29 protein-coding genes are annotated in these 24,360 nt (G+C 38.2%); 14 read left to right on the top strand and 15 right to left on the bottom strand.

The window, feature by feature from the left end; all coding sequences use genetic code 11:
* Positions 1–290 precede the first annotated feature (290 nt).
* The 3 genes from PN497_RS20250 to petB all read right to left on the bottom strand — a co-directional run bounded on the left by PN497_RS20250 (position 291) and on the right by petB (position 2,516).
* A complete protein-coding gene (locus PN497_RS20250; protein WP_096568846.1) occupies positions 291–734 on the bottom strand; it encodes an ATP-binding protein in 444 nt (147 codons plus the stop codon).
* 393 nt (positions 735–1,127) lie between these two features.
* On the bottom strand, positions 1,128–1,610 hold the full coding sequence (gene petD / locus PN497_RS20245; protein ID WP_096568849.1) for a cytochrome b6-f complex subunit IV: 483 nt from the start codon (positions 1,608–1,610) through the stop codon (positions 1,128–1,130).
* Positions 1,611–1,868: 258 nt separating this feature from the next.
* Positions 1,869–2,516 (bottom strand): cytochrome b6, encoded by a 648-nt coding sequence (gene petB, locus PN497_RS20240; RefSeq protein ID WP_096568852.1) that lies wholly within the window; start codon positions 2,514–2,516, stop codon positions 1,869–1,871.
* Between the two features lie 351 nt (positions 2,517–2,867).
* Between petB and ctpA the strand changes: the two genes are divergently transcribed.
* Positions 2,868–4,118, top strand: coding sequence for a carboxyl-terminal processing protease CtpA (ctpA, locus tag PN497_RS20235; RefSeq protein ID WP_096568855.1), 1,251 nt, complete (start codon positions 2,868–2,870; stop codon positions 4,116–4,118).
* Between the two features lie 127 nt (positions 4,119–4,245).
* Here the strand turns inward: ctpA and PN497_RS20230 are convergent, their stop codons facing one another.
* Positions 4,246–5,019, bottom strand: a complete 774-nt coding sequence (locus PN497_RS20230) for an MBL fold metallo-hydrolase (protein WP_096568858.1) — start codon at positions 5,017–5,019, stop codon at positions 4,246–4,248.
* Positions 5,020–5,261: 242 nt separating this feature from the next.
* Here PN497_RS20230 and PN497_RS20225 point away from each other — a divergent pair, with 242 nt between their 5' ends.
* From PN497_RS20225 to PN497_RS20215, 3 genes are all read left to right on the top strand, one after another.
* Complete coding sequence (locus tag PN497_RS20225; protein WP_096568861.1) at positions 5,262–6,743, top strand: site-2 protease family protein; 1,482 nt, start codon at positions 5,262–5,264, stop codon at positions 6,741–6,743.
* Between the two features lie 188 nt (positions 6,744–6,931).
* Complete coding sequence (locus PN497_RS20220; protein WP_096568864.1) at positions 6,932–7,315, top strand: DUF1636 domain-containing protein; 384 nt, start codon at positions 6,932–6,934, stop codon at positions 7,313–7,315.
* Positions 7,316–7,454: 139 nt separating this feature from the next.
* Positions 7,455–8,246, top strand: a complete 792-nt coding sequence (locus PN497_RS20215; protein ID WP_201277582.1) for a cobalt-precorrin-6A reductase — start codon at positions 7,455–7,457, stop codon at positions 8,244–8,246.
* A gap of 165 nt (positions 8,247–8,411) precedes the next feature.
* Here PN497_RS20215 and PN497_RS20210 read toward each other — a convergent pair whose 3' ends face one another.
* From PN497_RS20210 to PN497_RS20200, 3 genes are all read right to left on the bottom strand, one after another.
* Positions 8,412–8,972 carry a hypothetical protein gene (locus PN497_RS20210; protein ID WP_096568867.1) on the bottom strand — a complete coding sequence of 187 codons (561 nt, stop codon included), beginning with the start codon at positions 8,970–8,972 and terminating at the stop codon, positions 8,412–8,414.
* A gap of 123 nt (positions 8,973–9,095) precedes the next feature.
* Positions 9,096–9,413 carry a helix-turn-helix domain-containing protein gene (locus PN497_RS20205; protein ID WP_096568870.1) on the bottom strand — a complete coding sequence of 106 codons (318 nt, stop codon included), beginning with the start codon at positions 9,411–9,413 and terminating at the stop codon, positions 9,096–9,098.
* A gap of 14 nt (positions 9,414–9,427) precedes the next feature.
* On the bottom strand, positions 9,428–9,793 hold the full coding sequence (locus PN497_RS20200) for a type II toxin-antitoxin system RelE/ParE family toxin (protein ID WP_096568874.1): 366 nt from the start codon (positions 9,791–9,793) through the stop codon (positions 9,428–9,430).
* Between the two features lie 164 nt (positions 9,794–9,957).
* On the opposite strand from PN497_RS20200, the gene PN497_RS20195 reads away from it, so the two are divergent.
* Both PN497_RS20195 and PN497_RS20190 read left to right on the top strand, forming a co-directional pair.
* Positions 9,958–10,215 carry a hypothetical protein gene (locus PN497_RS20195; protein WP_096568876.1) on the top strand — a complete coding sequence of 86 codons (258 nt, stop codon included), beginning with the start codon at positions 9,958–9,960 and terminating at the stop codon, positions 10,213–10,215.
* Entirely contained in the window at positions 10,205–10,621 is a 417-nt protein-coding gene (locus PN497_RS20190) for a type II toxin-antitoxin system VapC family toxin (RefSeq protein WP_096568879.1), read from the top strand. The genes PN497_RS20195 and PN497_RS20190 overlap by 11 nt, the downstream gene beginning before the upstream one ends.
* Positions 10,622–11,153: 532 nt before the next feature.
* On the opposite strand, the gene PN497_RS20185 is transcribed toward PN497_RS20190, so the two are convergent.
* Positions 11,154–11,366, bottom strand: a complete 213-nt coding sequence (locus PN497_RS20185) for a type II toxin-antitoxin system HicA family toxin (protein WP_096568882.1) — start codon at positions 11,364–11,366, stop codon at positions 11,154–11,156.
* On the bottom strand, positions 11,363–11,569 hold the full coding sequence (locus tag PN497_RS20180) for a type II toxin-antitoxin system HicB family antitoxin (protein WP_096568883.1): 207 nt from the start codon (positions 11,567–11,569) through the stop codon (positions 11,363–11,365). The genes PN497_RS20185 and PN497_RS20180 overlap by 4 nt, the downstream gene beginning before the upstream one ends.
* Positions 11,570–11,623: 54 nt before the next feature.
* On the opposite strand from PN497_RS20180, the gene PN497_RS20175 reads away from it, so the two are divergent.
* Entirely contained in the window at positions 11,624–12,823 is a 1,200-nt protein-coding gene (locus PN497_RS20175) for a Coenzyme F420 hydrogenase/dehydrogenase, beta subunit C-terminal domain (protein ID WP_096568886.1), read from the top strand.
* A gap of 35 nt (positions 12,824–12,858) precedes the next feature.
* Here PN497_RS20175 and PN497_RS20170 read toward each other — a convergent pair whose 3' ends face one another.
* The gene (locus PN497_RS20170) at positions 12,859–13,236 is read right to left on the bottom strand and encodes a GxxExxY protein (protein ID WP_096568888.1); all 378 of its coding nucleotides are present in this window, start codon (positions 13,234–13,236) and stop codon (positions 12,859–12,861) included.
* A 41-nt stretch (positions 13,237–13,277) separates the two neighbouring features.
* Positions 13,278–14,507, bottom strand: coding sequence for a methionine gamma-lyase family protein (locus PN497_RS20165; RefSeq protein WP_096568892.1), 1,230 nt, complete (start codon positions 14,505–14,507; stop codon positions 13,278–13,280).
* Positions 14,508–14,593: 86 nt separating this feature from the next.
* Here PN497_RS20165 and PN497_RS20160 point away from each other — a divergent pair, with 86 nt between their 5' ends.
* The 3 genes from PN497_RS20160 (at position 14,594) to PN497_RS20150 (ending at position 17,952) form a co-directional block, all read left to right on the top strand.
* The gene (locus PN497_RS20160; protein WP_096568895.1) at positions 14,594–15,415 is read left to right on the top strand and encodes an acyl-CoA desaturase; all 822 of its coding nucleotides are present in this window, start codon (positions 14,594–14,596) and stop codon (positions 15,413–15,415) included.
* 255 nt (positions 15,416–15,670) lie between these two features.
* Positions 15,671–16,744: a fatty acid desaturase gene (locus tag PN497_RS20155; protein WP_096568898.1), complete on the top strand. Its 1,074-nt coding sequence runs from the start codon at positions 15,671–15,673 to the stop codon at positions 16,742–16,744.
* A gap of 128 nt (positions 16,745–16,872) precedes the next feature.
* The gene (locus tag PN497_RS20150) at positions 16,873–17,952 is read left to right on the top strand and encodes a DUF3474 domain-containing protein (RefSeq protein WP_096568901.1); all 1,080 of its coding nucleotides are present in this window, start codon (positions 16,873–16,875) and stop codon (positions 17,950–17,952) included.
* Between the two features lie 343 nt (positions 17,953–18,295).
* Here PN497_RS20150 and PN497_RS20145 read toward each other — a convergent pair whose 3' ends face one another.
* From PN497_RS20145 to PN497_RS20135, 3 genes are all read right to left on the bottom strand, one after another.
* A complete protein-coding gene (locus PN497_RS20145; RefSeq protein WP_096568903.1) occupies positions 18,296–18,727 on the bottom strand; it encodes a DUF29 domain-containing protein in 432 nt (143 codons plus the stop codon).
* 56 nt (positions 18,728–18,783) lie between these two features.
* On the bottom strand, positions 18,784–20,049 hold the full coding sequence (locus tag PN497_RS20140; protein WP_096568906.1) for a glutamate-5-semialdehyde dehydrogenase: 1,266 nt from the start codon (positions 20,047–20,049) through the stop codon (positions 18,784–18,786).
* A 67-nt stretch (positions 20,050–20,116) separates the two neighbouring features.
* The gene (locus PN497_RS20135) at positions 20,117–20,524 is read right to left on the bottom strand and encodes a hypothetical protein (protein ID WP_096568909.1); all 408 of its coding nucleotides are present in this window, start codon (positions 20,522–20,524) and stop codon (positions 20,117–20,119) included.
* A gap of 443 nt (positions 20,525–20,967) precedes the next feature.
* On the opposite strand from PN497_RS20135, the gene PN497_RS20130 reads away from it, so the two are divergent.
* The 4 genes from PN497_RS20130 (at position 20,968) to PN497_RS20115 (ending at position 23,696) form a co-directional block, all read left to right on the top strand.
* Positions 20,968–22,200, top strand: a complete 1,233-nt coding sequence (locus tag PN497_RS20130) for a tyrosine-type recombinase/integrase (RefSeq protein WP_096568912.1) — start codon at positions 20,968–20,970, stop codon at positions 22,198–22,200.
* A gap of 289 nt (positions 22,201–22,489) precedes the next feature.
* Positions 22,490–22,621 (top strand): hypothetical protein, encoded by a 132-nt coding sequence (locus PN497_RS20125; RefSeq protein WP_272110790.1) that lies wholly within the window; start codon positions 22,490–22,492, stop codon positions 22,619–22,621.
* A gap of 686 nt (positions 22,622–23,307) precedes the next feature.
* Positions 23,308–23,484, top strand: a complete 177-nt coding sequence (locus tag PN497_RS20120; protein ID WP_272110788.1) for a hypothetical protein — start codon at positions 23,308–23,310, stop codon at positions 23,482–23,484.
* Positions 23,481–23,696 carry a hypothetical protein gene (locus tag PN497_RS20115; RefSeq protein WP_096568915.1) on the top strand — a complete coding sequence of 72 codons (216 nt, stop codon included), beginning with the start codon at positions 23,481–23,483 and terminating at the stop codon, positions 23,694–23,696. Before PN497_RS20120 ends, PN497_RS20115 begins: the two co-directional genes overlap by 4 nt.
* A gap of 39 nt (positions 23,697–23,735) precedes the next feature.
* On the opposite strand, the gene PN497_RS20110 is transcribed toward PN497_RS20115, so the two are convergent.
* Positions 23,736–24,218, bottom strand: a complete 483-nt coding sequence (locus PN497_RS20110; RefSeq protein WP_096568918.1) for a hypothetical protein — start codon at positions 24,216–24,218, stop codon at positions 23,736–23,738.
* Positions 24,219–24,360: the final 142 nt, after the last annotated feature.

Below are 24,360 nucleotides of genomic sequence, written 5' to 3'. Positions count from 1 at the left end.
TGATAAACACAGAAATTAGTGCAAGGGTTTTGAAGGGTATACCGGAAAAAGTGTGCATTTTTTGGGATTTCAAGAGATGGCAAAGAAATTTTCAAATCTCCTCCTGACTCCTGACTCCTGACTCCTGACTCCTGACTCCTGACTCCTGACTCCTATGCCCTCACGGAAAGACTTTCTCAGCAACCCCTAAATAGGGTCTGCTGTATCGAAAACAGATAAAGCTTGGCTAACGCGTAGCGTGCCGTTATTCATAAAAAAATTTATTAACGGAATGGGGCTTTTTTCTTAAATTAATGTTGTGCTTCTATAAGGTATTTAACAATCAACAAACAATTTCTGTTATCAGAATCACGTTTATAAACAACATGATCTGCCACACGCCGAATTAGAAACCATCCATATCCATGATCTTGTAAAGTACCTGGTTTTGGTTCAGGTATCTGATCAGGATTAAAAGGCTTGCCGTAATCCCAAATTCTTATTTCCAGTCTGTCTACCCACAGACTCAATTCAATTTCTATATTTGTTTCTGGCGGTAAAGTCCGATGAGCATGACGAACTGCATTAGTAAAGCCTTCTGCTAATGCTAAATTGAGACGATAGAGTTGGCTTTCTGACCAACCTCTTTGAGCTAAATATTGTAGAGAAAAGTTTTCAAACCATTGTTGCACTTGGTTTTGGAGCTTCAGATCGCTCTTCACCGTCAGATGGTCTTGCTGCACTGTAGTAAGCATTGACCGTGACTAGAATATTAAGTAAGTAAAAAACGTAACTTGTGTTTGTTTTTTGGTGGCTTTAGATTTTGGAATAGCTTTTATGGCAATTAGCAGTTAGCTGTTTCAAAATCTTGTTTGAACCAAGATCCCAGAATTTAAAATATTCCTAGTTACTCTGGCAACTGCTATATTTTTATATTTTACACCCAAAACTAAAAATCCGATCTTCAAAATAGACCTATGAAAATTGACACCTGTGAGTTTTCAAAAGCATATTCACTAGAAGTATGAGTAGCTAATGGGCTGTATATTCCTTGCGGACAGTCTTTAGACTCATAACTTCGGTATATGCTCTTGAAACTCACAGGTGTCACAGCACTTTATGGAAACTAAAAATTAGTGGCAACTAATTTAGAACAGTCCCAAAGTCAGAGATTTGTCTAAGGGTAATGCAGCACCAATACCTAACCAGATGGTGACAAAAGTACCAAACAAGAATACTGTTGTCGCTACTGGACGACGGAAGGGGTTTTGGAACTTGTTAACGCTCTCAATAAAGGGAACGAGGATCAATCCCAAGGGTACGGAAGCCATTGCCAATACTCCCAACAGTTTGTTAGGTAGTGAGCGAAGAATCTGGAACACTGGGAACAGATACCACTCTGGCAAAATTTCCAAAGGTGTAGCAAAAGGATTTGCTGGTTCACCCACCATTGCTGGATCTAGTATAGCTAGAGCCACAATACAAGCGAATGAACCCATGATTACGATGGGGAATACATAGAGCAGGTCGTTAGGCCAAGCTGGTTCACCATAGTAGTTATGACCCATACCTTTGGCGAGTTTAGCTCTTAAAGCTGGATCGTTTAGATTTGGTGGTTTATGTGTGGACATTTTTAGATCTGGTCTCCTGCTTAAGTGAAGTTAAAGCATTCGTGTAAGCTATTAGCTATTTAGGCAAGCCACAAATTTATTATGACACTGGATTCAGCTTTGCCAGTTGAAGCAAGTGTTCATTGTGTTTACAGCTTACGGTTTCAGCGAATAGTGCTTGTTTTTATTCTGAGGCTATGTGCCTTCAGTTTAAAACAAACAACTTGCATCTGGAAACTGTTTTACCTATTCACTGAATCACTACTGACTAACTTTTGATTACAATGGTCCAGAAATTCCTTGTTTGCGGATCATTAAGAAGTGGAAAAGCATGAATACCGCAATTAACCAAGGTAATACGAATGTGTGGGCGCTATAGTAGCGGGTTAATGTTGCTTGACCAACGCTAGAACCACCACGTAGTAAGTCAGAAATCAAAACACCAACTACGGGGATTGCTTCTGGTACACCACTAACGATTTTCACCGCCCAGTAACCAACTTGGTCCCAAGGTAAGGAGTAACCAGTTACACCAAAGGAAACTGTGATTACTGCCAGGATGACACCACTTACCCAAGTTAATTCGCGGGGTTTTTTGAAACCACCAGTCAAATAAACGCGGAAAACGTGGAGAATCATCATTAATACCATCATGCTGGCTGACCAGCGGTGAATGGAGCGAATTAGCCAACCAAAGTTGACTTCATTCATGATGTACTGCACTGAAGAAAATGCTTCTGCGACTGTGGGCTTGTAGTAGAATGTCATCGCAAACCCAGTGGCAAACTGAATCAGGAAGCAAACTAGGGTAATTCCACCCAAGCAGTAAAAGATATTAACGTGGGGAGGTACGTACTTGCTGGTTACATCTTCAGCAATAGCTTGAAGTTCTAAACGTTCTTCAAACCAATCATAAACGCTGGCCATACAATCTCAAGTTCCTACAAATTGCTTGTGGTTGATAAATATCCCAAGATTAATTTTGTTTGGGATGTTCGCAAAGAGAATCTTTGTTACAGAATTATTAAGTTTTTCAGAAACTTAACATTCTGTAAATATGGAATATATTGCGATCCCTTGGCAAGCCAACGTGAAAAATGTTGGTTACAAAGAGATTTTATCGTTTTTGAGGTGGATTTGCTTCTCCAGAGTTGCTTAACAACTTAATGAGAAAATGCACCTCTTCTATAAAAAAAGTAACATAATTTAGAGATATATTTCATCAGCAACGTCCCAAATGGAGATTGATCAGTGATTTGGGTAAAGATACAAGGTAAGATGGGCTTCATGAATAAACAGGTTTTTCGGTGCGGATTTTCCTTGCTTTTAGCTTTTGGATTGGCTTTTGGCTTGACTTTTGGCTCAATTCCACCAGCAAATGCTTTAACTCAACAGCAAAAGTTAGTTTCTGAAGTTTGGCGAATTGTCAACCGATCTTATTTGGATGAAACATTTAATCATCAAAATTGGACAGAGGTACGACAAAAAGCTTTTAAAAGTCCGCTGGGAAATGACCAAGAAGCATACAAAGTAATTCAGAATATGCTTAAAAGCCTGGATGACCCTTTTACCCGGTTTCTAGACCCAGAGCAGTACCGCAGTTTACAGGTGAATACTTCTGGAGAATTGACAGGTGTGGGTTTACAAATTGCCCTCAATCCCCAGACAGGTATTTTAGAGGTAATTACACCTATAGAGGGGTCGCCGGCAGAAAAAGCAGGTTTAAGACCACGCGATCGCATTTTGCAGATTGAAGGAACATCCACAGCAAATCTGACTCTGGATGAAGCGGCGGCGCGGATGCGCGGACAGGCTGGTACTGTTGTTACTCTCTTAATTGGTAGAGAGGGAGAAGCAGATAAAGAAATTATACTGGTGCGCGATCGCATTGAACTGAATCCTGTAGTAGCTGATGTGCGTTTATCCCCCCAAGGAACACCCATTGGCTATATCCGCCTTACTCAATTTAATGCTAATGCACCAATGGAATTAGCACACGCTATTCATATTCTAAAACAAAAAAGCGCAGCAGCCTATATTCTAGATTTGCGAAATAATCCGGGGGGACTATTACAAGCGGGAATTGAAGTTGCTCGTCAGTGGTTAGATGAAGGCACAATAGTTTATACTGTCAATCGCCAAGGCATTCAAGGGGATTTTGAAGCTTATGGTCAGGCTTTGACAGAAGCTCCTTTAGTTATTTTGGTCAATCAAGGAACTGCAAGCGCGAGTGAAATTTTAGCTGGTGCTTTACAAGACAATGGACGCGCCCAGTTAGTAGGTGAAACTACCTTTGGCAAAGGACTGATTCAGTCGTTATTTGAATTATCCGATGGTTCTGGTTTAGCAGTAACAATTGCTAAATATGAAACACCAAACCACCGAGATATTAACAAATTAGGTATTAAGCCGGACATAGTAATTCCCCAAGAACCAATCTCAGGGGAGCAAATTGGCACAGCAGCAGATAGACAATATCAAGCTGCTATGGAACTGTTGAGCAAAGATTTGCTAGTAGCGGGTTCATAAGGAGTCAGGAGTTATTAATTTTGGATTTTGGATTTTGGATTTTGGATTTTGGATTGTTTTTGTGATCTCCAATCTAAAATCTAAAATCTAAAATCTAAAATTTTCCTCCCCAGTCACCAGTCCCCAATCACCAGTCCCCATTCCCTAATCTCTGATAAGCTTGCTCAATGATGCGTTTGCCACGGAGGAAGCCAATATTAGCGCCGGGGCAAATGTATTGTAGAGTTTCTGGTGAAAAGCGATCGCGCAATGCTTGAACACTTTTAAGTTGTCTAGGCCAATGAAAAGTTTTTGCCGTGCGAAATGGCACAGGTTCACCTTGCAAGTTAGGGATTAAATGCCGTCCTGAAAATAAAACTCCTCCAAATTCACGATAATATAGACATGAAGACCCTGGAGAATGGCCAGGTGTCCAGATAATTTGTGTGGTGTCATCAAGAGTCAATTCTTGAGAAAAGGTAGTAACAGTTAAACCAGGTAACAAATACGCTTCTTGTTCTTGAATGATAATCTCACAATTAAGAGCTTGTTGAATTTCTGCTACTTTGGCAATAGCACCACGATGAGTAATAAACAACGAACGCACACCACCGTGTTTAAGCGGATTCCCACCCAAGTCTTGCCCAAAATCATCCCCAAAATCATGGTTAATTTGCTCCATCGCTGGGCAGTCAATGAGAATATTACCTTCATTTCTTACAATAAGATAAGAAGTTCCCCCCAATGTGTCCCGATTTGGTGGAAAGGCAATAATTTTATTGATCCCCAAGTCGGTAGATTCGGGAGATACTGATCCTGTTTCCATCGAAGAAGATAGAATTTCTCCTTTGGGCATTTGTCCAGAAAGTATAATTTGTGGGGGCTTAATTTTATGAATTGGTTGTTGAGTTGAGGAAAACATAAATTAAATAACCGATAAATAACCGAATAAATAGAGTTTTTACCTAAGTTCTATATTTAATAATCTACAGATTTATCAAACATTCTCACTCCTGACTCCTGTACGGGCGAAGCATTCGGAAAATAGCTTTCCATAAAAATTGATAATTGATTGGCCGAATGCTTCGCCCCTACGACTCCTTGAACTCCTTGAACTCCTTGAACTCCTTGAACTCCTTGAACTCCTTGAACTCCTGAAATAAAATGGCATTTTGGTTTTTACTTTTACTGGGACTAGCTACTTATCTGATAGTGCAACGCAGCGTTGCCCATATCACCCGCACCCCAGTGTGGTTGTTGTGGCTAGTATTAATGACACCAGCAATTATCCTCACTGGTTGGACGCTGATCTATGGTACACAACAATCACCCCCACCAGAATTGATTATTTGGCTGTTGCTTATCAGTTTGCTGTTATACTGGATATTATTTCTGTCGGGGCATCGAGTCCCAGAAAATACCCGGACTGACCCCCAAGCAACAGGAACACAACCAGCAAATAATCCTACCGCAGAACCGTTACCAGTGCGTCCTATTGAACCAACAGAAGAAACTAATCTGCGAAATTGTTTCCCTTGGTCTGTATACTACATTCAAAATATTGAGTATAGACCCCAAGCGGTGATTTGTCGTGGACAGTTGCGAACTGCACCGCAGCAAGCTTATCAGCAAATTAAAACAAATATCGAAGGCCAATTTGGCGATCGCTTTCTGTTAATCTTCCAAGAAGGGATAGATGGTAAACCGTTCTTTGTTCTAGTTCCCAATACTCAAGCTGCTAGACAAAATACAAAAAACCGCAATTTAGAAAATTTTACTCAAGCAGTAACAGCACTAGGATTGTTGTTAATGACTTTAGTTACAACGACCTTAATAGGTTCGCAAATTGCAGGAGTTGAACCAACACAAATCAAAACTGACTTCTCGCTCATTTTCAATGGTTTACCCTATGCTTTAGGATTAATCACTATTTTGGGTATCCACGAACTTGGTCACTATTTTACAGCGCGATTTCATAAAATTCGCTCAACTCTGCCTTATTTTATTCCTGTACCATTTTTCCTGGGAACTTTTGGTGCATTTATTCAAATGCGAAGTCCCATTCCTAACCGCAAAGCTTTATTTGATGTGAGTATAGCAGGACCAATTGCCGGTTTTGTTGCTACTTTACCTTTACTGCTTTGGGGTTTAGCTAATTCAGAAGTAGTACCCATCAGCGACAAAACAGGACTTTTAAATCCCAATGCTTTAAATCCTAAATATTCAATTTTATTAGCTTTACTTTCAAAAATAGCCTTGGGTAGTGAATTAACAACCAAATCTGCTTTAGATTTGCATCCTGTAGCAGTTGCTGGATTTTTAGGTTTAATTGTCACAGCATTAAATTTAATGCCCGTAGGACAATTAGATGGTGGTCATATTGTTCATGCTATGTTTGGACAACGTACCGCAGTTGTAATTGGTCAAATTTCTCGGTTGTTTTTACTAATTCTTTCTTTTATCCGTCAAGAGTTTTTATTGTGGGCAATTCTGTTACTATTTATTCCCTTGGTTGACGAACCCGCATTAAATGATGTGACAGAATTAGACAACAAACGTGATGTTTTAGGTTTACTAGCAATAGCTTTATTATTGTTAATTGTACTGCCACTTCCTGAAGCTTTGGCTCGTGTTTTGCAGATTTAAAAATAGGTGAACAATGGACAATTGATAATTGACAATTGATAATTGATAATTGACAATTAATTAATTTGGGTTAAAACCTCTCTTTTGAGGAAAAGGTCATTTTCTATTATCCATTGTTCATTGTCAATTGTTGAAGCTACCACTAATTGCAATATAATTAGAAATTGTGTGAATCTGCGAGGATAAGAATGACTGCTGATGTAACTGCTCATACTTTATTTGTGTGTAAAACCTGCGCTAGTGTTTGGCAAGATGGTAAGCGTGTCGGTGAAAGTGGTGGTCAAAAACTATTACAAGAAATTCAACAAGTCGCGCAAAATTGGCATTTACGGGATGAGTTCCCTATCAAAGAAGTTGATTGTATGAGTGCTTGTAGTCGTTCTTGTGTAGTCGCTTTTGCCGGTCAAGGTAAGTTAACTTATTTATTCGGTGATTTGCCAGTTGATGGTTGCGCGGAAGCAGTGTTGGAATGTGCAAGTAAATATTACAATCATCCTAATGGTGTTTTACCTTGGTCAGAACGTCCTGAACCTTTGAAAAACGGGATTTTGGCAAGGATTCCCAGTTTATAGGTGACAGGTGACAAGTGACTGGTGACTGATGACAGTGGTAAAAGCTTTCCATTGTCTAAGTTGTGGTTTTGGTTAATGTTATGGCGGCCTTGTCTACGGTTATCAATCTAAAATCCAAAATCTAAAATCTAAAATTGCTATGTTGCGCGTTTTAATTCTGGGTGGTACTGGTGATGCAGCGGAATTAACCGCGAGAATAAATAATATTACTGAAATTGAGGCGATCGCATCTTTAGCCGGTCGTACCCGTGAACCTGTTGCACCTGTTGGTAATGTTCGCGTTGGCGGTTTTGGTGGTGTAACAGGTTTGGTTGAATATTTAAAACATCAAAAAATAAATGTGTTAATTGATGCAACTCATCCCTTTGCTAATCATATCTCTTGGAATGCGGCCGCAGCAGCTACACAAATGGGTATTCCTAGATTATTAGTAAATCGTCCCCCTTGGGAAAAACAACCGGGTGATATTTGGATTGAGGTAGAAAATAATACAGAAGCAGCAGCAGCTTTAGAAAACCAAGCTTTAAAAAATCAAGCTTTAGAACATCAACTTTTCAAACATCAAATAAAACGGGTTTTTTTAACCATTGGTAGACAAGAAATATCTGCTTTTTCTCATTTACAAAAAATGTGGTTTTTAATGCGAATGATAGATCCACCTGTTGCTGATGTTGTAATACCTCCTGGTTTAATGTTATTGGATAGGGGACCTTTTACTTTAGAAGATGAAAGGGAAATTTTAACTAAATATAATATAGATACTATTGTGAGTAAAAATAGCGGTGGAAATGCCACATATCCTAAAATTATTGCAGCGCGAGAAATGGGAATAAAAGTAGTGATGGTGAAACGTCCACCTGTACCACCAGGGGAACAAGTTTCAGATGTGGAAAGTGCTGTAAAATGGTTATTGGAGAAAGTGGGAACTTGAGAAATTTCTGTTGCTATGATAATCAAAATTGATTCTAGAGAGTCGATTCAGTAGGGGCGAAGCATTCGGGTGATAACCTATTGCTGAAACCATTAATATTCTGTCCGAATGCTTCGCCCTTACAATTAATTAATCGGTGTTCTAGTCTTCATAAACCCCAAAAAATCAAGGAGTTGTAGATACTGAAACTATTCTATTGACTTGATTTCGGGAATTTAAAATCAAGTAAGTTTCTTGTAAATAAAATGTTTCTCCACCATCCTGGAAGGGATTACTATACAAAACAGTTCTACCTTTTAACCTTTCTGTTTTTGGGAAAGATTTACCATCATTAAAAGATTGTTTGGCAATATTTACAGCTTGTTGTGAACTGATACCAGAATTAAACTTAATATCCGTGAAAAAAGCTTCAGAACCCTGAACTTTGAGAGAAATTGTTCCATTTTGAAATTTATATGATTTACCCACAGAACAGAAACCCTTACCAGTCAATCTTTGACAGATATTATTCCATTTTGGTAATTGATTAATTAGTCTTTGTGTAATTTGAAAATTACGAAATCTATTATCAGTTGGAAGTTGACGACAATCTCCTGTACATTTGAGAAGATTATCAACATTAACAGTTGCTGGTTGTGCGTTAACTGCTGGGGTGTGGATAGACGTGGATAGAGTGAGAGTAGCAGTTAATAAAAAGCTGAGATGTGGAATTAGTTTAATTTTCATAATTTTGATTAAGAAACAGCATATTGATCAAGTGAAGTATCACAGATAATAATCACAATCTACCAATATTCTGTAAATTTTTGATATCTTGTTAAAAATCACTTAATCTACAATTATTAGAATTTATTGTACTATTATTCGTGCATTATTGCCAGCTTTAGGTTTAACTGTAATTTCCACATCACTACCAAAAGCGTTGAGAAATCTAAACATTCTTTCTAAAGAAAATCCTGTCAGTTTTCCTCTGATTAAAGCAGAAACTTTTGGTTGATCAATTCCTAATAGTTCCGCAGCTTCCATTTGAGTTAGTCCACGTGCGGTAATAGCTTGACTAATTTTTCGAGCTAGTTCTGCTTTTGCTAACATTTCATCAGCATTTGGTAAACCTAAATCAGCAAATACATTACCACTGCTAGTTTGAATTTCGATATTTTCTGACATAATTCTCCTGGGTTTTATTGGTTTATTTGATCATGGTGTTCTTTAGCTTTTTTCAGTCTTGCTTCAATCAAATCAATATCTTGTTTTGGTGTAGCAATACCATGTTTTGATTTTTTCTGAAAAACATGAAGAACATAAACTGCTTTTGCTAATTTCACAGTATATATAGCTCTATAGGTATCTCCATCAAAATCTTCTACAACTTCTAATACACTTGCTCCTTTAAATCCTTTTAAGGGTTTAGTATGAGGATGTTTTTCACCCATTTGGGCTAAATATAACGCATATCCTATTTCTCCTTGTACCTCTTCAGGAAACTTTTTGAGGTCTTCTAGAGAACTTCCTACCCATTGCAGTGGTTTTATCGGTTCTGTTTGCAATTGTCTGACTTATATCCTGGTTATGCTAAATATAGCATATTTTTTGAACCAGCGATCATTCTGAGAATTAATGATCAGGCGGTTTTGTGCGATAATGGAAAGTGTACTTTAATCATAAAGATTCTTCTAAGTGTAAATTTAAAATGGAGGTCAAGTAAAATATTATGAGTAAAACATTAACAATTCAGATATCAGATGAGTTAGAAAAAAAGTTATTAATTCAATCTAAAAAACTCAATTTATCTTTAGAGGAATTAATTTTACAATCACTAGCTAAATCAACAAAAATGATAGATAGTGATGAAAATGATCCTATTTTACCTTTGTTGGGTACATTAAGATTTGAAAATTCTGATCTTGGAGAAAATCATGATCAATATCTCAGAGAAAATTTACAACAGGAGTTAAAAATTGACCAATAAAGTTTTTATAGATACTTCAGGGTGGGCTAATTTATTTGTTGCTACTGAGTCTTACCATAAAACAGCAAAATTGTGGTTTCAAGAAGCAAGAAAACAAAATTTACAAATGATCACAACTAATTATGTCGTTATTGAATTAGTTGCATTATTGAATAGTCCTTTGCGTGTACCGCGTTCACAGTTATTTCAGTATATAGATGCTGTGAGGACTGCTTCTTATATTAACTTAATTCATATTGATATATCTATTGATGTAGCAGCTTGGGACTTACTGAAAACAAGGGAGGATAAAACTTGGTCATTGGTAGATAGTACATCTTTTATAGTGATGAAACAATTTGATATTCAAGAAGCATTAACTACACATCATTTTGAACAAGCTGGTTATATTCGGTTATTGAAATGATAATTCGTTGAGTCTGTTTTAACAGACTTTTGCTATGAGACTGAGAATTAATTCTCAGGCGGTTTTGTGGGATAATGGAAGATGTATTTTAACAGCAAAAAACCCTCGATAAATTAACCGAAGGGCTGATTAATAAAAAATTCATAAGTGGATAAATTTTATGGGTTAGACTGGTTCTTCTTACCGACAAATAGTATTACTATGATACAAGTAACAGTAGCTAATACAAGACTTCCGAATGCGTTACTAATTTTCATTCCAAAAATGTCATTGACAGTATCTGAGTGCGGAACAAACCAAAATGCTGCATAGAAAAGTGCAAATGCAAATAAGAATCCGCCAAATAACTTGTACAAGGAAACTCTTTCACTAATATCTTCTGCACTGTATCCCTTCAGAAAGTCAAAAATGTTATCTTTCATTTGTAAGAGGTTAATAAAATAACAAGCTAAATTCTAAGTTAAAAGGCTTAATAATGTCAGTTCCTTTATCAATAAACTATAAAATACACACAATTATAAAGGAATCCACATCACAAATCATCAGGAGTTAAACCAGTAAGTTTACTGATTCTTGCTAACATTCTCGGACCTATCTCTTCATTATCATGAAATGCAAAAACGAAATCATCCCAATCAGGACGTGACAGAATTTTGTGTGAACCTGATTGACGTTTGATTTCCCATCCAATACGCAACAATGCGGCTAAAACACGCTTTGCTTTTTGACTAGACCATTGACTCATGCTGCTGCAAAAGAAACACTAAATAAATCTGAGTGTACTTCACCATGTTCCAATTTATCCGCTAATACCCGCAAAGCCAAAGCCTGAACCTTAGCTACCGCTTCCTGTCTTGTATTTCCATAAGCCAAAACACCGGGAATATCTATCACCTCAGCAATAAAACGCCCGTCTTCCTCTTGTTCAATCTCAATCTTCAAGTTCATAGCTTGTAACGGTATCGTAATAAAAGCGATATTCAAGAAAAACAAACAAAATAAATGACTACCATAGATTCTAGCAAACACAAAAAAGCCAAAGCCCTCAAACCCGGAAGCGTGCGCCCCGCCAAAGAACTCTGTAGCGAATGCGGACTATGCGACACCTACTATATCCACTACGTCAAAGAAGCGTGCGCCTTCATCACCCAAAGAATAGACGAACTAGAAACCAGCACCCATAACCGCCCCCGCAACCTAGAAGACGAAAACGAACTCTATTTTGGCGTACATCAAGAAATGATAGCCGCCCGCAAAATACAACCCATCGAAGGCGCACAATGGACAGGAATAGTCAGCACCATAGCCATAGAAATGCTCAACCGGGGCTTAGTTGAAGGAGTCGTCTGTGTGCAGAACTCCAAAGAAGACCGCTTTCAACCCATGCCCATCATCGCCCGCACCCCCGAAGAAATACTAGCAGCCAAAGTAAATAAACCCACCCTATCCCCCAACCTCTCCGTATTAGAACAAATCGAAAAATCAGGAATGAAACGCCTATTAGTCATCGGAGTAGGATGTCAAATACAAGCATTACGCGCCGTCGAGAAAAAACTCGGACTAGAAAAACTCTACGTCCTGGGTACACCATGCGTAGATAACGTTACCCGCGCCGGACTGCAAAAATTCCTAGAAACCACCAGCAGATCCCCGGAAACCGTAGTCAGCTACGAATTTATGCAAGACTTCCGGGTACATTTCAAACACGAAGACGGATCAGAAGAAAAAGTACCCTTCTTTGGACTCAAAACCAACGTACTTAAAGACATCTTCGCCCCATCATGTATGAGTTGCTTTGATTACGTCAACTCCCTAGCAGATATAGTAGTAGGATACATGGGCGCACCCTTCAACTGGCAATGGATAGTAGTGAGAAATGATACCGGGAAAGAAATGTTAGAACTCGTCAAAGACCAACTCCACACCCAACCGGTGATGTCCAAAGGAGACAGAAAAGCCGCCGTACAACAAGGAATAGAAGCCTACGATAAAGCCGTCACCTTACCCATGTGGGTAGCCAAATTAATGGGAGTCGTCATAGATAAAATCGGACCACAAGGACTGGAATATGGTAAATTTTCAATGGATTCCCACTTTACAAGAAACTACTTATATGTTAATCGGAATCATCCAGAAAAATTAGAAGATCATGTACCAGAGTTTGCCAAGCGGATCGTAGCGCAGTATAAATTACCGGAATAAAAGCTCACGCAGAGGCGCAGAGACGCAGAGAGTTTTTAGAGGTTGTTGACTACTCGTGATATGCCATCTTTGATGAGTTTGACGTTGAAGTTTATGATTAGTCCAACTTTTTTATCAGCAAGGCGTAAATAGGTTAATAGTTGCTTGTGGTGTACAGGATTGAGATTTTCTACTGATTTTAGTTCGACAATCACCTTGTCTTCAACTATCAAATCAGCACGGAAACCCTCCTCCAAAACCACACCCTCATAAGTGATAGGAATAACTACCTGTTTTCTGACTTGCAACTTTCGCCGTCTCAACTCAACATCCATCACAGTCTCATAAACAGACTCCAACAAACCAGGTCCCAAAGTTGTGTGAACCTTATAAGCCACATTAACAATAACTCCCGTAATCTCATTCTCAATCATACTCTCTGCGCCTCTGCGTCTCTGCGTGAGTAAAAATTATCTCATGCTTCTCCCACAGCTTCAATAGCTGCCTGTAACGCAATAGATACATGAGTCCAATGTGTACCACCTTGGCAATAAACAATATAAGGCTCTCTCAAAGGTCCATCGGCTGATAATTCCAAGGTGCTACCTTCTATAAATGTCCCCCCAGCCATCACAACTTGGCTTTCGTATCCCGGCATTTCATCAGGTACGGGGTCTAAATAAGAACCAATGGGCGAGTTTTGTTGAATAGCTTTACAAAAAGCAATCAGTTTTTTGGCTGAACCGAGTTTAATCGCTTGGATCACATCCCCTCTTGGTGCTAGGGGTGCGGGGTTTACAGGATAACCCAACTTATCAAATACGTACCCTGTTAGGTACGTTCCTTTCATTGCTTCCCCGACTATTTGGGGTGCTAAAAATAATCCTTGGTATAACAAGCGGTTTTGATCAAAGGTTGCACCTCCCGCACTACCTATTCCTGGGGCGGTAAGTCTACAGGCGGCTGCTTCTACTAGGTCAGCTTTTCCGGCTATGTATCCCCCTGCTGTAACCAGTGTACCACCTGGATTTTTGATTAATGACCCGGCTATGAGGTCTGCACCTACGTGGGTTGGTTCTTGGGTGTCTATAAATTCTCCGTAGCAGTTGTCTACAAAACAAACTGTGTTGGGGTTTTGTTGTTTGACGATGTGAATTATTTTTTCAATCTCGGCTATGGAAAGGCTAGGCCGCCATGAGTATCCACAGGAACGCTGAATGAGAACTAAACGAGTATTTTCTGTTATGGCAGTGTTTAAAGCTGGCCAATCTATTTTTCCTTCTTTGGTTAGTTCCAATTGGCGGTATTTTATGCCAAACTCAATAAGAGAACCTTGGTTTTGCCCTCGCAAGCCAATTACCTCTTCCAAAGTATCGTAGGGAGAACCCACTACTGCTAACATTTCATCCCCAGGACGAAGCACACCATACAGCGCACAGGCGATCGCATGAGTTCCCGAAACAATCTGCACTCGCACCACCGCAGCTTCCGCCCCCATCACTTGGGCAAAAACCTGATCTAAGGTATCTCTTCCTAAATCATCATGTCCATAACCGCTGACACCTGCAAAATGGTGCGCCCCTACACGATGATCTCTAAAGGCATTCAGAACTCTTTGTAAATTATGCTTGACCTGAGCGTCAATACCATAAAAAATTTCTAATAGTGCCTGTTCTGCTTCCCGAAGCTGCTCTAAGCTGTTCATTGTTTCCTCATTAAAAAAAATAATCTAAATATGCGGATTCCTAAATCACGCAGATTAGGCTAGACAATTCCTATAAAGGTTACTGCATGACAATTGCTACTTCCACTAAACTTAAAATTAACTGGGTTAATACCCTGTTCTTCATTGGCCTGCACATCGGCGCTTTATTTGCTTTAATTCCCAGTAACTTTAGCTGGAGAGCAGTTGGTGTTGCATTATTCCTCTACTGGGTTAGCGGTGGTTTAGGTGTGACTTTGGGTTTTCACCGTCTTGTTACCCATCGCAGTTTTCAAACTCCTAAATGGTTGGAGTATTTTTTGGTCTTCTGTGGAACTCTCACCTGTGAAGGTGGACCAATTGAATGGGTGGGTATACACCGAATCCATCATTTGCATTCCGATACAGCTAATGATCCCCATGACTCAAATAAGGGTTTCTGGTGGAGTCATCTTGGTTGGATGATTTATCACTCACCCGCTCATGCTGAAGTTCCTCGCTTCACAAAAGACATTAGTGATGACCCAGTTTATCAGTTTTTACAGAAATATTTCATTTTCTTACAAATTGCCCTGGGATTGGTACTGTTTTTCTTGGGCGGTTGGTCTTTTGTGGTTTGGGGTATTTTTGTCCGCATTGTTTGGGTTTATCACTGCACTTGGCTGGTAAATAGTGCGACTCACAAATTCGGTTATCGCACATATCCAGATTCCGGTGACAATTCTACCAATTGCTGGTGGGTAGCTTTACTGGTATTTGGTGAAGGTTGGCACAATAATCACCATGCTTTTCAATATTCAGCCCGTCACGGTTTGCAATGGTGGGAAATTGATATGACTTGGATGACTATTCAATTACTCCAACTGCTTGGTTTAGCAACAAATATTAAACTGGCAGATAAAAGAGCATAACGCATAATTGATGTTTAAAGTCAATAGTTTTATAGTCGTTTTTTGGGTATGAAACTATTGGCTTTTTGCGTGTAATTACGGAGATTCAAAATAGAAATTATGAATTTTTGAATTTTAATTTTGAATTTTGAATTTTCATCTATCCTAAGTTACTCTTAGGTTGCTATAATCTCAGAAATTCAATGTTACAAAACTTAGCTGTAAACTCATTTTGATTATGACTTTGCAGCCCAGTTTGCTGTTTTTCAGGTATTCATGACTACATCACTAATCAAAGACCAGGAAACTTTCGTCGCCACAAACCTTAGTAAAGACGAAATCAAACTAAAACATATTATCAAAAGTCTACCCAAGGAATGTTTTCAGAAAAATAGCCGCAAAGCGTGGACTACTGTAATTATCAGTTTATCTATGGCAGCGTTAGGCTATTATTTTTTGGCTATTTCTCCCTGGTTTCTTTTACCCATAGCATGGATTTTTACAGGAACGGCTTTAACAGGATTTTTTGTCATAGGTCATGACTGCGGACATCGTTCTTTTGCAAACCGTCGTTGGGTAAATGACCTGGTTGGGCATTTTTTCATGATGTTTTTAATTTACCCTTTTCACAGTTGGAGAATTAAACATAATCATCACCATAAACATACAAATAAATTAGATGAGGATAACGCATGGCATCCCATCAGACCAGAGGTTTTTGAAGGTTGGGATAAAACCAGACAGTCTGCTTTTCAATTATTCATGCGGAAGCGTCTGTGGTGGGTAGGTTCTATCGGACATTGGGCAGTTGTGCATTTTGATGCGCGGAAGTTCCAAGCAAAAGATCGGGCTAATGTGAAATTATCTGTAGGTGTGGTAGTAGCTTTTGCAGCTATTGTTTTTCCCACTTTGATTATTACAACTGGTGTTTGGGGCTTTATTAAATTCTGGTTTATTCCTTGGATGGTTTACCATTTCTGGATGAGTACCTTCACCATTGTTCACCATACAACCGCAGATGTTCCTTTTGAAACCGCTAACAAATGGAACGAAGCGATGGCGCAGTTATTTGGAACTATTCACTGTGATTATCCTCGTTGGGTAGAAATCCTTTGTCACGATATTAACGTTCACGTTCCCCATCATATTTCTACTGCTATCCCCTCCTACAATTTGCGGTTAGCTTACGATAGCATTAAGAAAAATTGGGGTGAATATCTCCATGAAGAATGTAATTTCTCTTGGGATTTAATGAAACAAATTACTAACGAATGTCAACTTTATAAAACTGACATTGGTTATACAACGTTTGATGAATATTACGCCCAGAAAGCTAAATCTCTAGCTTAAATTCAATAATTAACCTCATGATTTAATCAAGCAAAATTTATTAAATCATTTTTCTCAACTTTGCCTGTTTTGGTGGGCATTGCCCACCCTACCTTAATTACTTTTCGTTTTAGAGATTCACAAATCCAGTGCAATTAGAATCAGTTCAATTCAACCAAAATCCTGCTGTTAAATCTTCTCAGGATGAAGATAAACTGCCTTTCACTCTTGCAGATTTAAAAGCTGCTATTCCTGCTGAATGTTTTGAGCCGAGTGTCGCTAAATCACTCTATTATTTTTTCCGTGATGTTGCTATTGTTGCTGGTTTATATGCACTGGCAAATTATCTAGATTCTTGGTATTTCTGGCCAGTTTTCTGGGTGATGCAAGGAACTATGTTTTGGGCTTTGTTTGTAGTAGGTCATGACTGTGGACACCAATCTTTTTCTAAGCACAAATGGCTAAATGATTTGGTTGGTCATCTATCCCATACACCTATTCTTGTACCTTATCACGGTTGGAGAATTAGCCACAGAACCCATCACAAAAATACTGGCAGTGTGGAAAATGATGAAAGCTGGTATCCTTTGAGTGAATCTCAATATAAACAATTACCTTTCTTGCAAAAGCTAATCCGCTATTATCTGTTTTTACCTCTAGCTTATCCCATCTATTTGTTTCAACGTACTCCTGGTAAAAGTGGGTCACATTTTGATCCCAGAAGTTCTTTGTTTAAACCTTCAGAAAAGTGGGATATTATCACTAGCACTATCCTTTGGATTGGGATGGTAGGTTTGTTAGGTTTCCTTACCTATCAATGGGGTTGGATGTGGTTAATTAAATACTACGCTGGTCCTTACGTTGTGTTTGTAATTTGGTTGGATTTGGTGACATATTTACACCATACAGAACAAGATTTACCTTGGTATCGTGGTGATAATTGGACTTTTTTAAAGGGTGCAATTTCTACCATTGATAGAGATTATGGCATTTTTAACCATATCCATCATGATATCGGTACTCATGTTGCCCATCATATCTTTTTGAATATGCCTCACTACAATTTGTTGAAGGCAACGGAAGCAATTAAACCTGTGATGGGTGACTATTACTATAAGTCTGATGTTCCTATCTGGAAAGCTTTGTTACATTCTGCTAAGGTTTGTCGTTTTATTCCTGATGAGGGTGGTAAGGTTTATCACACTTATTATCAAGAGAATGCGAAGTAATTTTTAGGTTTTTGATGTTTATTAAGTCCGCCGAGTGCGGGCTTTTTTGTCTGAATCAGGATTTATAGGATTTAAGGATTTTCAGGATTTTGGTTATTGTTTTAATTTTCGATATTTGTTATAGATAGTATTTGATATTTGTGATAATGAAAAGAATAAAAGGATATAAAGTTGGACAATGAACAACATCTAGTTTTCTTATTATTAAATATTAAATAGATAACTGTATCACTTTAAAAGTTTAAATGTACAAGACTTACCTGAACTTCAAGCAATAGCAAAAAACAAATCCTGTAAATCCTTAAATCCTGGATATCCTGATTCTGACAAGATTTAATTACTACTATTCTGGTAAGAACTCATTATCTAATATTTGTAAAATTGTATAATTACAACTTTGTGGAAAGCTTTCAAAAGGTAAATTAGTTTCCTTAACAGCTAAGTTAATTCCATCTTCATAACTTAATTGCAAAGCTTCTTCTAAATAAGATTTTAAACTGGGACTATCTGTTAATATTCTTTTGACTTGAGTGCGCTGTTCTCGAATGGTGGCTAACCAACTATTACTGCGTTTTTCTGGTTGGTATTGCCATTTTAGTAAATGTCCTAATAACAAGGCTAAACGGTTAACTAATTCTCTTCTTTCTTGTCTTCCCAAGGCTTCTATTTCCTCAATTAAGTTTAACTTATCGAGTATTTCCCATTTTTCTTCTCTTAGTAGTTGAACTTGTTCTTTTGTCCATCCATAAAAATCCGAGTCGTAAAGTGTATTCATGGATTTTATCTATAATACTACTGTTGATGATAAAAAATTAACCGCAAATTCATCTGTTAAAACCTTCCATTCCCCTGAATAATATGCTTCACCGTTGTCAAGGTTTCCAAACTAATAAACCCTCTGCGGTGTCCTTTTTGATTTGACATTCCTAAAAATACTGAATCTCCCCGTGAAGGGTTACGAGAAAACCGAGGAGAAGCATTGATATAAGTAGAGGCGCTATTAACTCCTAATGCAAATTGGCGACTTTCTTGGTAAGAGTCTGTAACTATTGCATCCGCATGACCGCTACTATATTGATTAATCCAAGCGATCGCACTTTCTAAGCTATCTACTAATTTAAACGCTACGGTTTTACTTAAATACGGTGTTCCCCATTCTCCGTCTTTTGCTAATTGTAATTGGGGAAAGGCTTCTACTAATTCTGCATCTGCTTTGAGTTCAAAGCCTTTTTCTTTTAAGCTATTCCACAGCACAGGCAAGGAAGATGGTAAAGCTTGACGATGAATTAAAACTTTTTCAATGGCATTGACTGGATCTGGTTCACTTTTATGGCTATCTAAAATCATCCAGCGTACCATTTCTAAACTACCATTGAGGGACCAGTACAGGTAACAATTGCCCATTGCTGACTTTAACACGGGACAGGTGGCTTGTCTGACTACTTGCTGAATTAAGCTAGAACGTCCGTAGGGTATGACTAAACTTAAATACTGGTCTTGAGTGACTAAATCTCGTAAAGAAGTACCATGTTCAGTGGTGACTAATTCTATACAACCTGGGGGTAAACCAACTTCACTAATGGCTGTTTGCAGAACTTCGGCGATCGCCGCATTAGAATGACTAGCTTCTGTACTGCCTTTGAGAATCACAGTATTACCAGTTTTCAAACAAAAACCAGCAGTGATCGCCCCTAGTTCTGGAAAAGCCTCATAAATAAACCCAATTACTCCCAAAGGCATCAACTGGGTATAACTTTGAGAATCTTCCTGTTGATAATCAGCATTTCTCACCCGTCGCAAGGGATCGGATAATTCCCCCAAACGTTGGAGAATCTCAACAGTATTCTCTAACCGAGAGGGAGTTAATTTCAGCCAATCCAAAATTAATTCTGGTACTGCCATTTCCCGACTAGCTTCTAGATCCAGGGTATTGGCTTCGAGAATGTCGTCAAAGGAGCGTTTTAGCGCCCGTGCCATTGCCAACACAGCGCGACTTCGGTCTGCCCCTTTGGTAGTTCCTAACTTCAGGGAAGCTTGATAAGCGCGTTTGGCGCTGTTCATTGGTTCGGGATAATCATCAAAAGCTTCAACAGTCATCCGATTTTGGATTTTGGATTTTAGATTTTGGATTAGTTCCTCGGATAAATCCGGGGCGCTGATGCAGTTAACGTCTGTAAGTAAGCCAGACCATAATTGCTGGCAGAATAGCTAATAGCACCGCCACTATTGCCCAAGCAATAATACTCGAACCATTTGCCAAGCGTAATGCTAACGGTAGCCATATAATGACTAACACGAAAATAATGCCCAACGCTATCGGCAGATAACTTTCTGCCAATTTTGGTTGAATCAGATTCCAGCTTTTCCCTGTCCAGCGCCAAGCCCGCTTATAGGGATAAGTGGTAGAAAGTTGCTCCAGTACATATCCATTATCTTCAACGACAAATATTTGCTGACAGCGATCGCAGCCAAATGCTTCTGTCAGGGTAATGGGAATTAACCGCCCCCGACGACGACAAGGACAAGTATAATCCGTATTTAAGTCTATTTTTTCCGGTTTTTGAGATGGCACAAGCAGTCTAAATAACTTGAGCGAGTTTTTGTTAACGGTTTTGGGTGGGAATGCCAAAAATTACTTTTTGGTCAACATCCCCACACTTAGCATTATTTCTAGTATATTTCTGCAAGCATTGTAGCCGCTATTTTCAATTAGACAAAATAGGAAGCAGGAGGCAGAAGGCAGGAGTTTATACAATTAAAAATTTTAGGTCTGAAAATCTAATCATGATTTCCCAGACCTAATGATTTTGTTGGTTGATTATTTGATATTATTTTTTTCAGAGCGGGTAACGCGATTCGAACGCGCGACATCAACCTTGGCAAGGGTAAACCATACCCGATAACCCTTGTAATTCCGTTAGTCGCACCTCACTTGCTATTATTTTTGGGGCAATTTTGGGGCAATTCCTAACCCTACCAATCACCAGATTTTTACTGGTAGTTAGGTAGGACATAATGCAAGATTTAAAAAACATCACTGATTTATTAGACGCGGTTAAACGTGCTAACAACGAACTGGAAATAGTCACCATCAGCACTAAACAAGATAAAAATGGCAACCATAGGTTAAGGTTGCGTGCGCGATCAAGAGAAATAAGCTTTGAAAAATATACATTCCCGTTAACAAAACAGGGACTCAAAGCAACGATTAAAATAGCACAAGAGATCGAAACAGACTTTTTTAGAGGGTGTTTTGATCCGTCCCTGATCAAATACGGGTTAGCTAAAAAAACTGATCCTAAGCTTACAGAAATCGCAACACTACCAATAAATAATGAACCCGATTTAAAGGAAATCTGGGAGAATTATAAAGCACTCAAACCAGATACACCTAAATCGACGATCCGCGCAAAGTGGCAACCTATCGACAAATGGCTATTAAAATGCCCCAAAGAGTGCTTAAATCTAGCTAACGCAGATAAATTACTTGCATGGTTAAGATCGCAAAATCTGTCAGATGGATATTTAGAACCGAGTTTAAGGACACTTAGGAGCGCTGTAAACCTATCAATCAAGCTAGGTAAAACTAAAGCAAGCAACACCATAGCCGCATTAATTCCACTGTTAGAAATTGATGATCGCAACATCCAAATATACACAAAGTCCGAAGCCAAGATAATACTAGCTGCATTCAGATCCGGTAGATACGACAGTGACGCAAGCGCATACAGCAGCGAATATTATGCCAATTTTGTCGAGTTTAGAATTAGAACCGGTTGCCGGCCTAGCGAAGCGATCGCACTGACTTGGGAAGATATCAAAATAAATGGCGACAAAATGCAGATAATTTTTAACAAGCGTTTTGTCACTGGACAGCTACTGCAAGGAACTAAAAACGGAATAGCAGCTAGGATATTTCCTTGCAATAGGGGAATGATTGACTTTATCAAAAACCTGCCAAAAATCCCTAATGATAAAAATCTAGTATTTCCTAGCTACTCTGGACTATACCTTGATCTTGCTAATTTTAATCGACGGTATTGGCAACCTATCGTAAAAAATTTAGCCTTGTCTAAAGTAATCAGCAAAGAATTAAACTTTTATGATCTTCGCCACTCCTTTATCACTTGGCTAGTCAGGGACGGAATTGACATCAAAACCATAGCGACTATTTGTGGGAACACACCTGAAACAATTATGAAGTTCTATCTTGCAAGTAACGACTCAATCGAACTTCCAGAAATCTAGTCCTATTCCTTACTTTGTACGTCACCTACTCATATACCGAGTAGGTTTTTTTTTAAGGTCAGTTTGCATTACCGTTAATGAAAACTAGCAAATATCAAGCAAGTTAATCCCACTTTTGATCGCGGTAAAATGGCTGAAACCTATACCCAGTAAGGGTTTCCAGTCCCACCGACAAATTCGGCAGGGTTACGATAATAACGAACTCCTTAAAAATGGCTGAAACCCTTACAACAAGCCAGTTACGGGATTCCCCATATCCACTTTTGTATCAGATTGATACAGAATCATAATGCCGAATTATTCGGTATTCAAACTAGGAAAAATAGCAGCTTTAGAGCGATCGCACATAATCCCCCTCTATATTTTTGCTAGTCATATCAAGCGTTATGCTATTTGGCGTAACGGTAAAATCCCCGCCTAAGTATTTTATTTACGTTTTTAGGTATTCTAGAAAACTATCGGTGACATTTCCCCATAATATATTAATAAGTTAAGGGTGAGTGAGGAATTAGCAAGTTTTTGGGGGGGAACTAATTAAAGAATAGGGAGGGCTTGTTTAAAACCCATTCCCCAAAACCCGCCAAAAACACCCTCTAAACAACTTTACCTAGTCCTAATAACAGAATCATCATTAGCTACTTTCAACAGTCCTTAAAATCCAAATTAGGGGCGAAGTTAGAAAATACCTTATAGTTCCCTAGTTTCACCCTATTAAAATCCTTAAAATCCCTAAAAACCTTATGCCGTAAGGATTACAAGGTTCACTACTTAAACATCTTAGTTATTTATTTATCCTAAAAAACTGTAAGTATAGCCGCTACTGAGTTTTTTAAAATACAAAAATTTTGTAAGTGAATTTTAACTAATTTGGTAGATTAGTTTGTATAAATAAAATTAGAGATTTTCCCGTGTTTAACTAAAACCCTTACAGTGTAAGGATTCCAGTATTTACTACTTAATATACTTAGTCAGGTAACTTACAATTTAATTTCTAAGCACAGTATACGGATTGTGTTATAAAATTTAAGTAGTTTGTTTTATACCTCATAAAATGTAAGTAGTTTGTGCGATCGCTATAATCAAAAAAAAATCCTCACTACACAAATTATGGAAACCGATTACTTCGACATTAAAATAGAGTTCCCAGAATTGCAATTAGAACCAGATCCTGAACTAGCTGAATTGCAGCAGCACCTTAAACAAAGTTTCTATAATATTTTGCTGCATAAAAATAGAGTGTTAAAATCTAAATTAAGTCCCCACAAAAAACCCAAAAAACAATGAATAATCACGAATATAACGGGATAATCAAGGATTACGAAACTTTAGGTATACCGTCCCCACTCGCCAAAAAATTAGCAGATGTTCACTTAAAAGAAAAAACTAAACCTTATTACGAAAGATCGCGCCAAGATAACGAATTATTTGAGGAGGCTCATAAAATAATGGCTATGAAGTCGGTTCTACCCATAACAACACCATTCATAACAATCTAAAAAAAGTACAGCACTAAAAACTAGTGCTGATTTTTTTTATTAACTTTTCTCAATCACCTCATAACCTTGCGAATCAAGAATTGAAACCGCGCGATTTACATCTAACAAATGAAGTCCATTAACAATAAATTCATTTTTCTGGATATTGCACAGTGAGCTAACCAAGATACCAACATTTTTAAAATTTATATCCTTGTATTCTTTATCTAACTCAATCAATAACTTATCTTGCAACCTTAACCGGATCTCCCTATTTTGCGCTGCTATTTCCTCACTTGTCTTAATAGCGCGATCCAGCCAATCACTATGGGTTTCTATTATTTTGTTAGAACTCAACTCAATATCATAATCATCTAATCTCTCTCTATAATCTGGATTTTCGTGCTTAAACTCGGTAAACCATCTGTATATAGTCTTATCAGTGATTATGCCACTTAATTGCTTCCTAACATATTTAAGCGAATGTCCATTTGCCCAAAGACTAAAAGCGGTTTTCTTTTCTTGGCACGATGATCTAGGCATTTTTATAAGTTCCTTAAATTACGACAAATCAAGTCTAAATTACTTACATTATAATGTAATTATGTACGTATTAGGTGGAAAAAATGCTAGATAATTGCGCTATTCGTGTCAAAAGAAACCATGCGGTTATTCAATGCCCTAA

It is taken from the genome of Sphaerospermopsis kisseleviana CS-549 (assembly GCF_028329225.1).
GTDB lineage: Bacteria > Cyanobacteriota > Cyanobacteriia > Cyanobacteriales > Nostocaceae > Sphaerospermopsis > Sphaerospermopsis kisseleviana.
The sequence above is the reverse complement of the archived record's forward strand: the minus strand, read 5'-3'. Positions and strand labels throughout refer to the sequence as shown.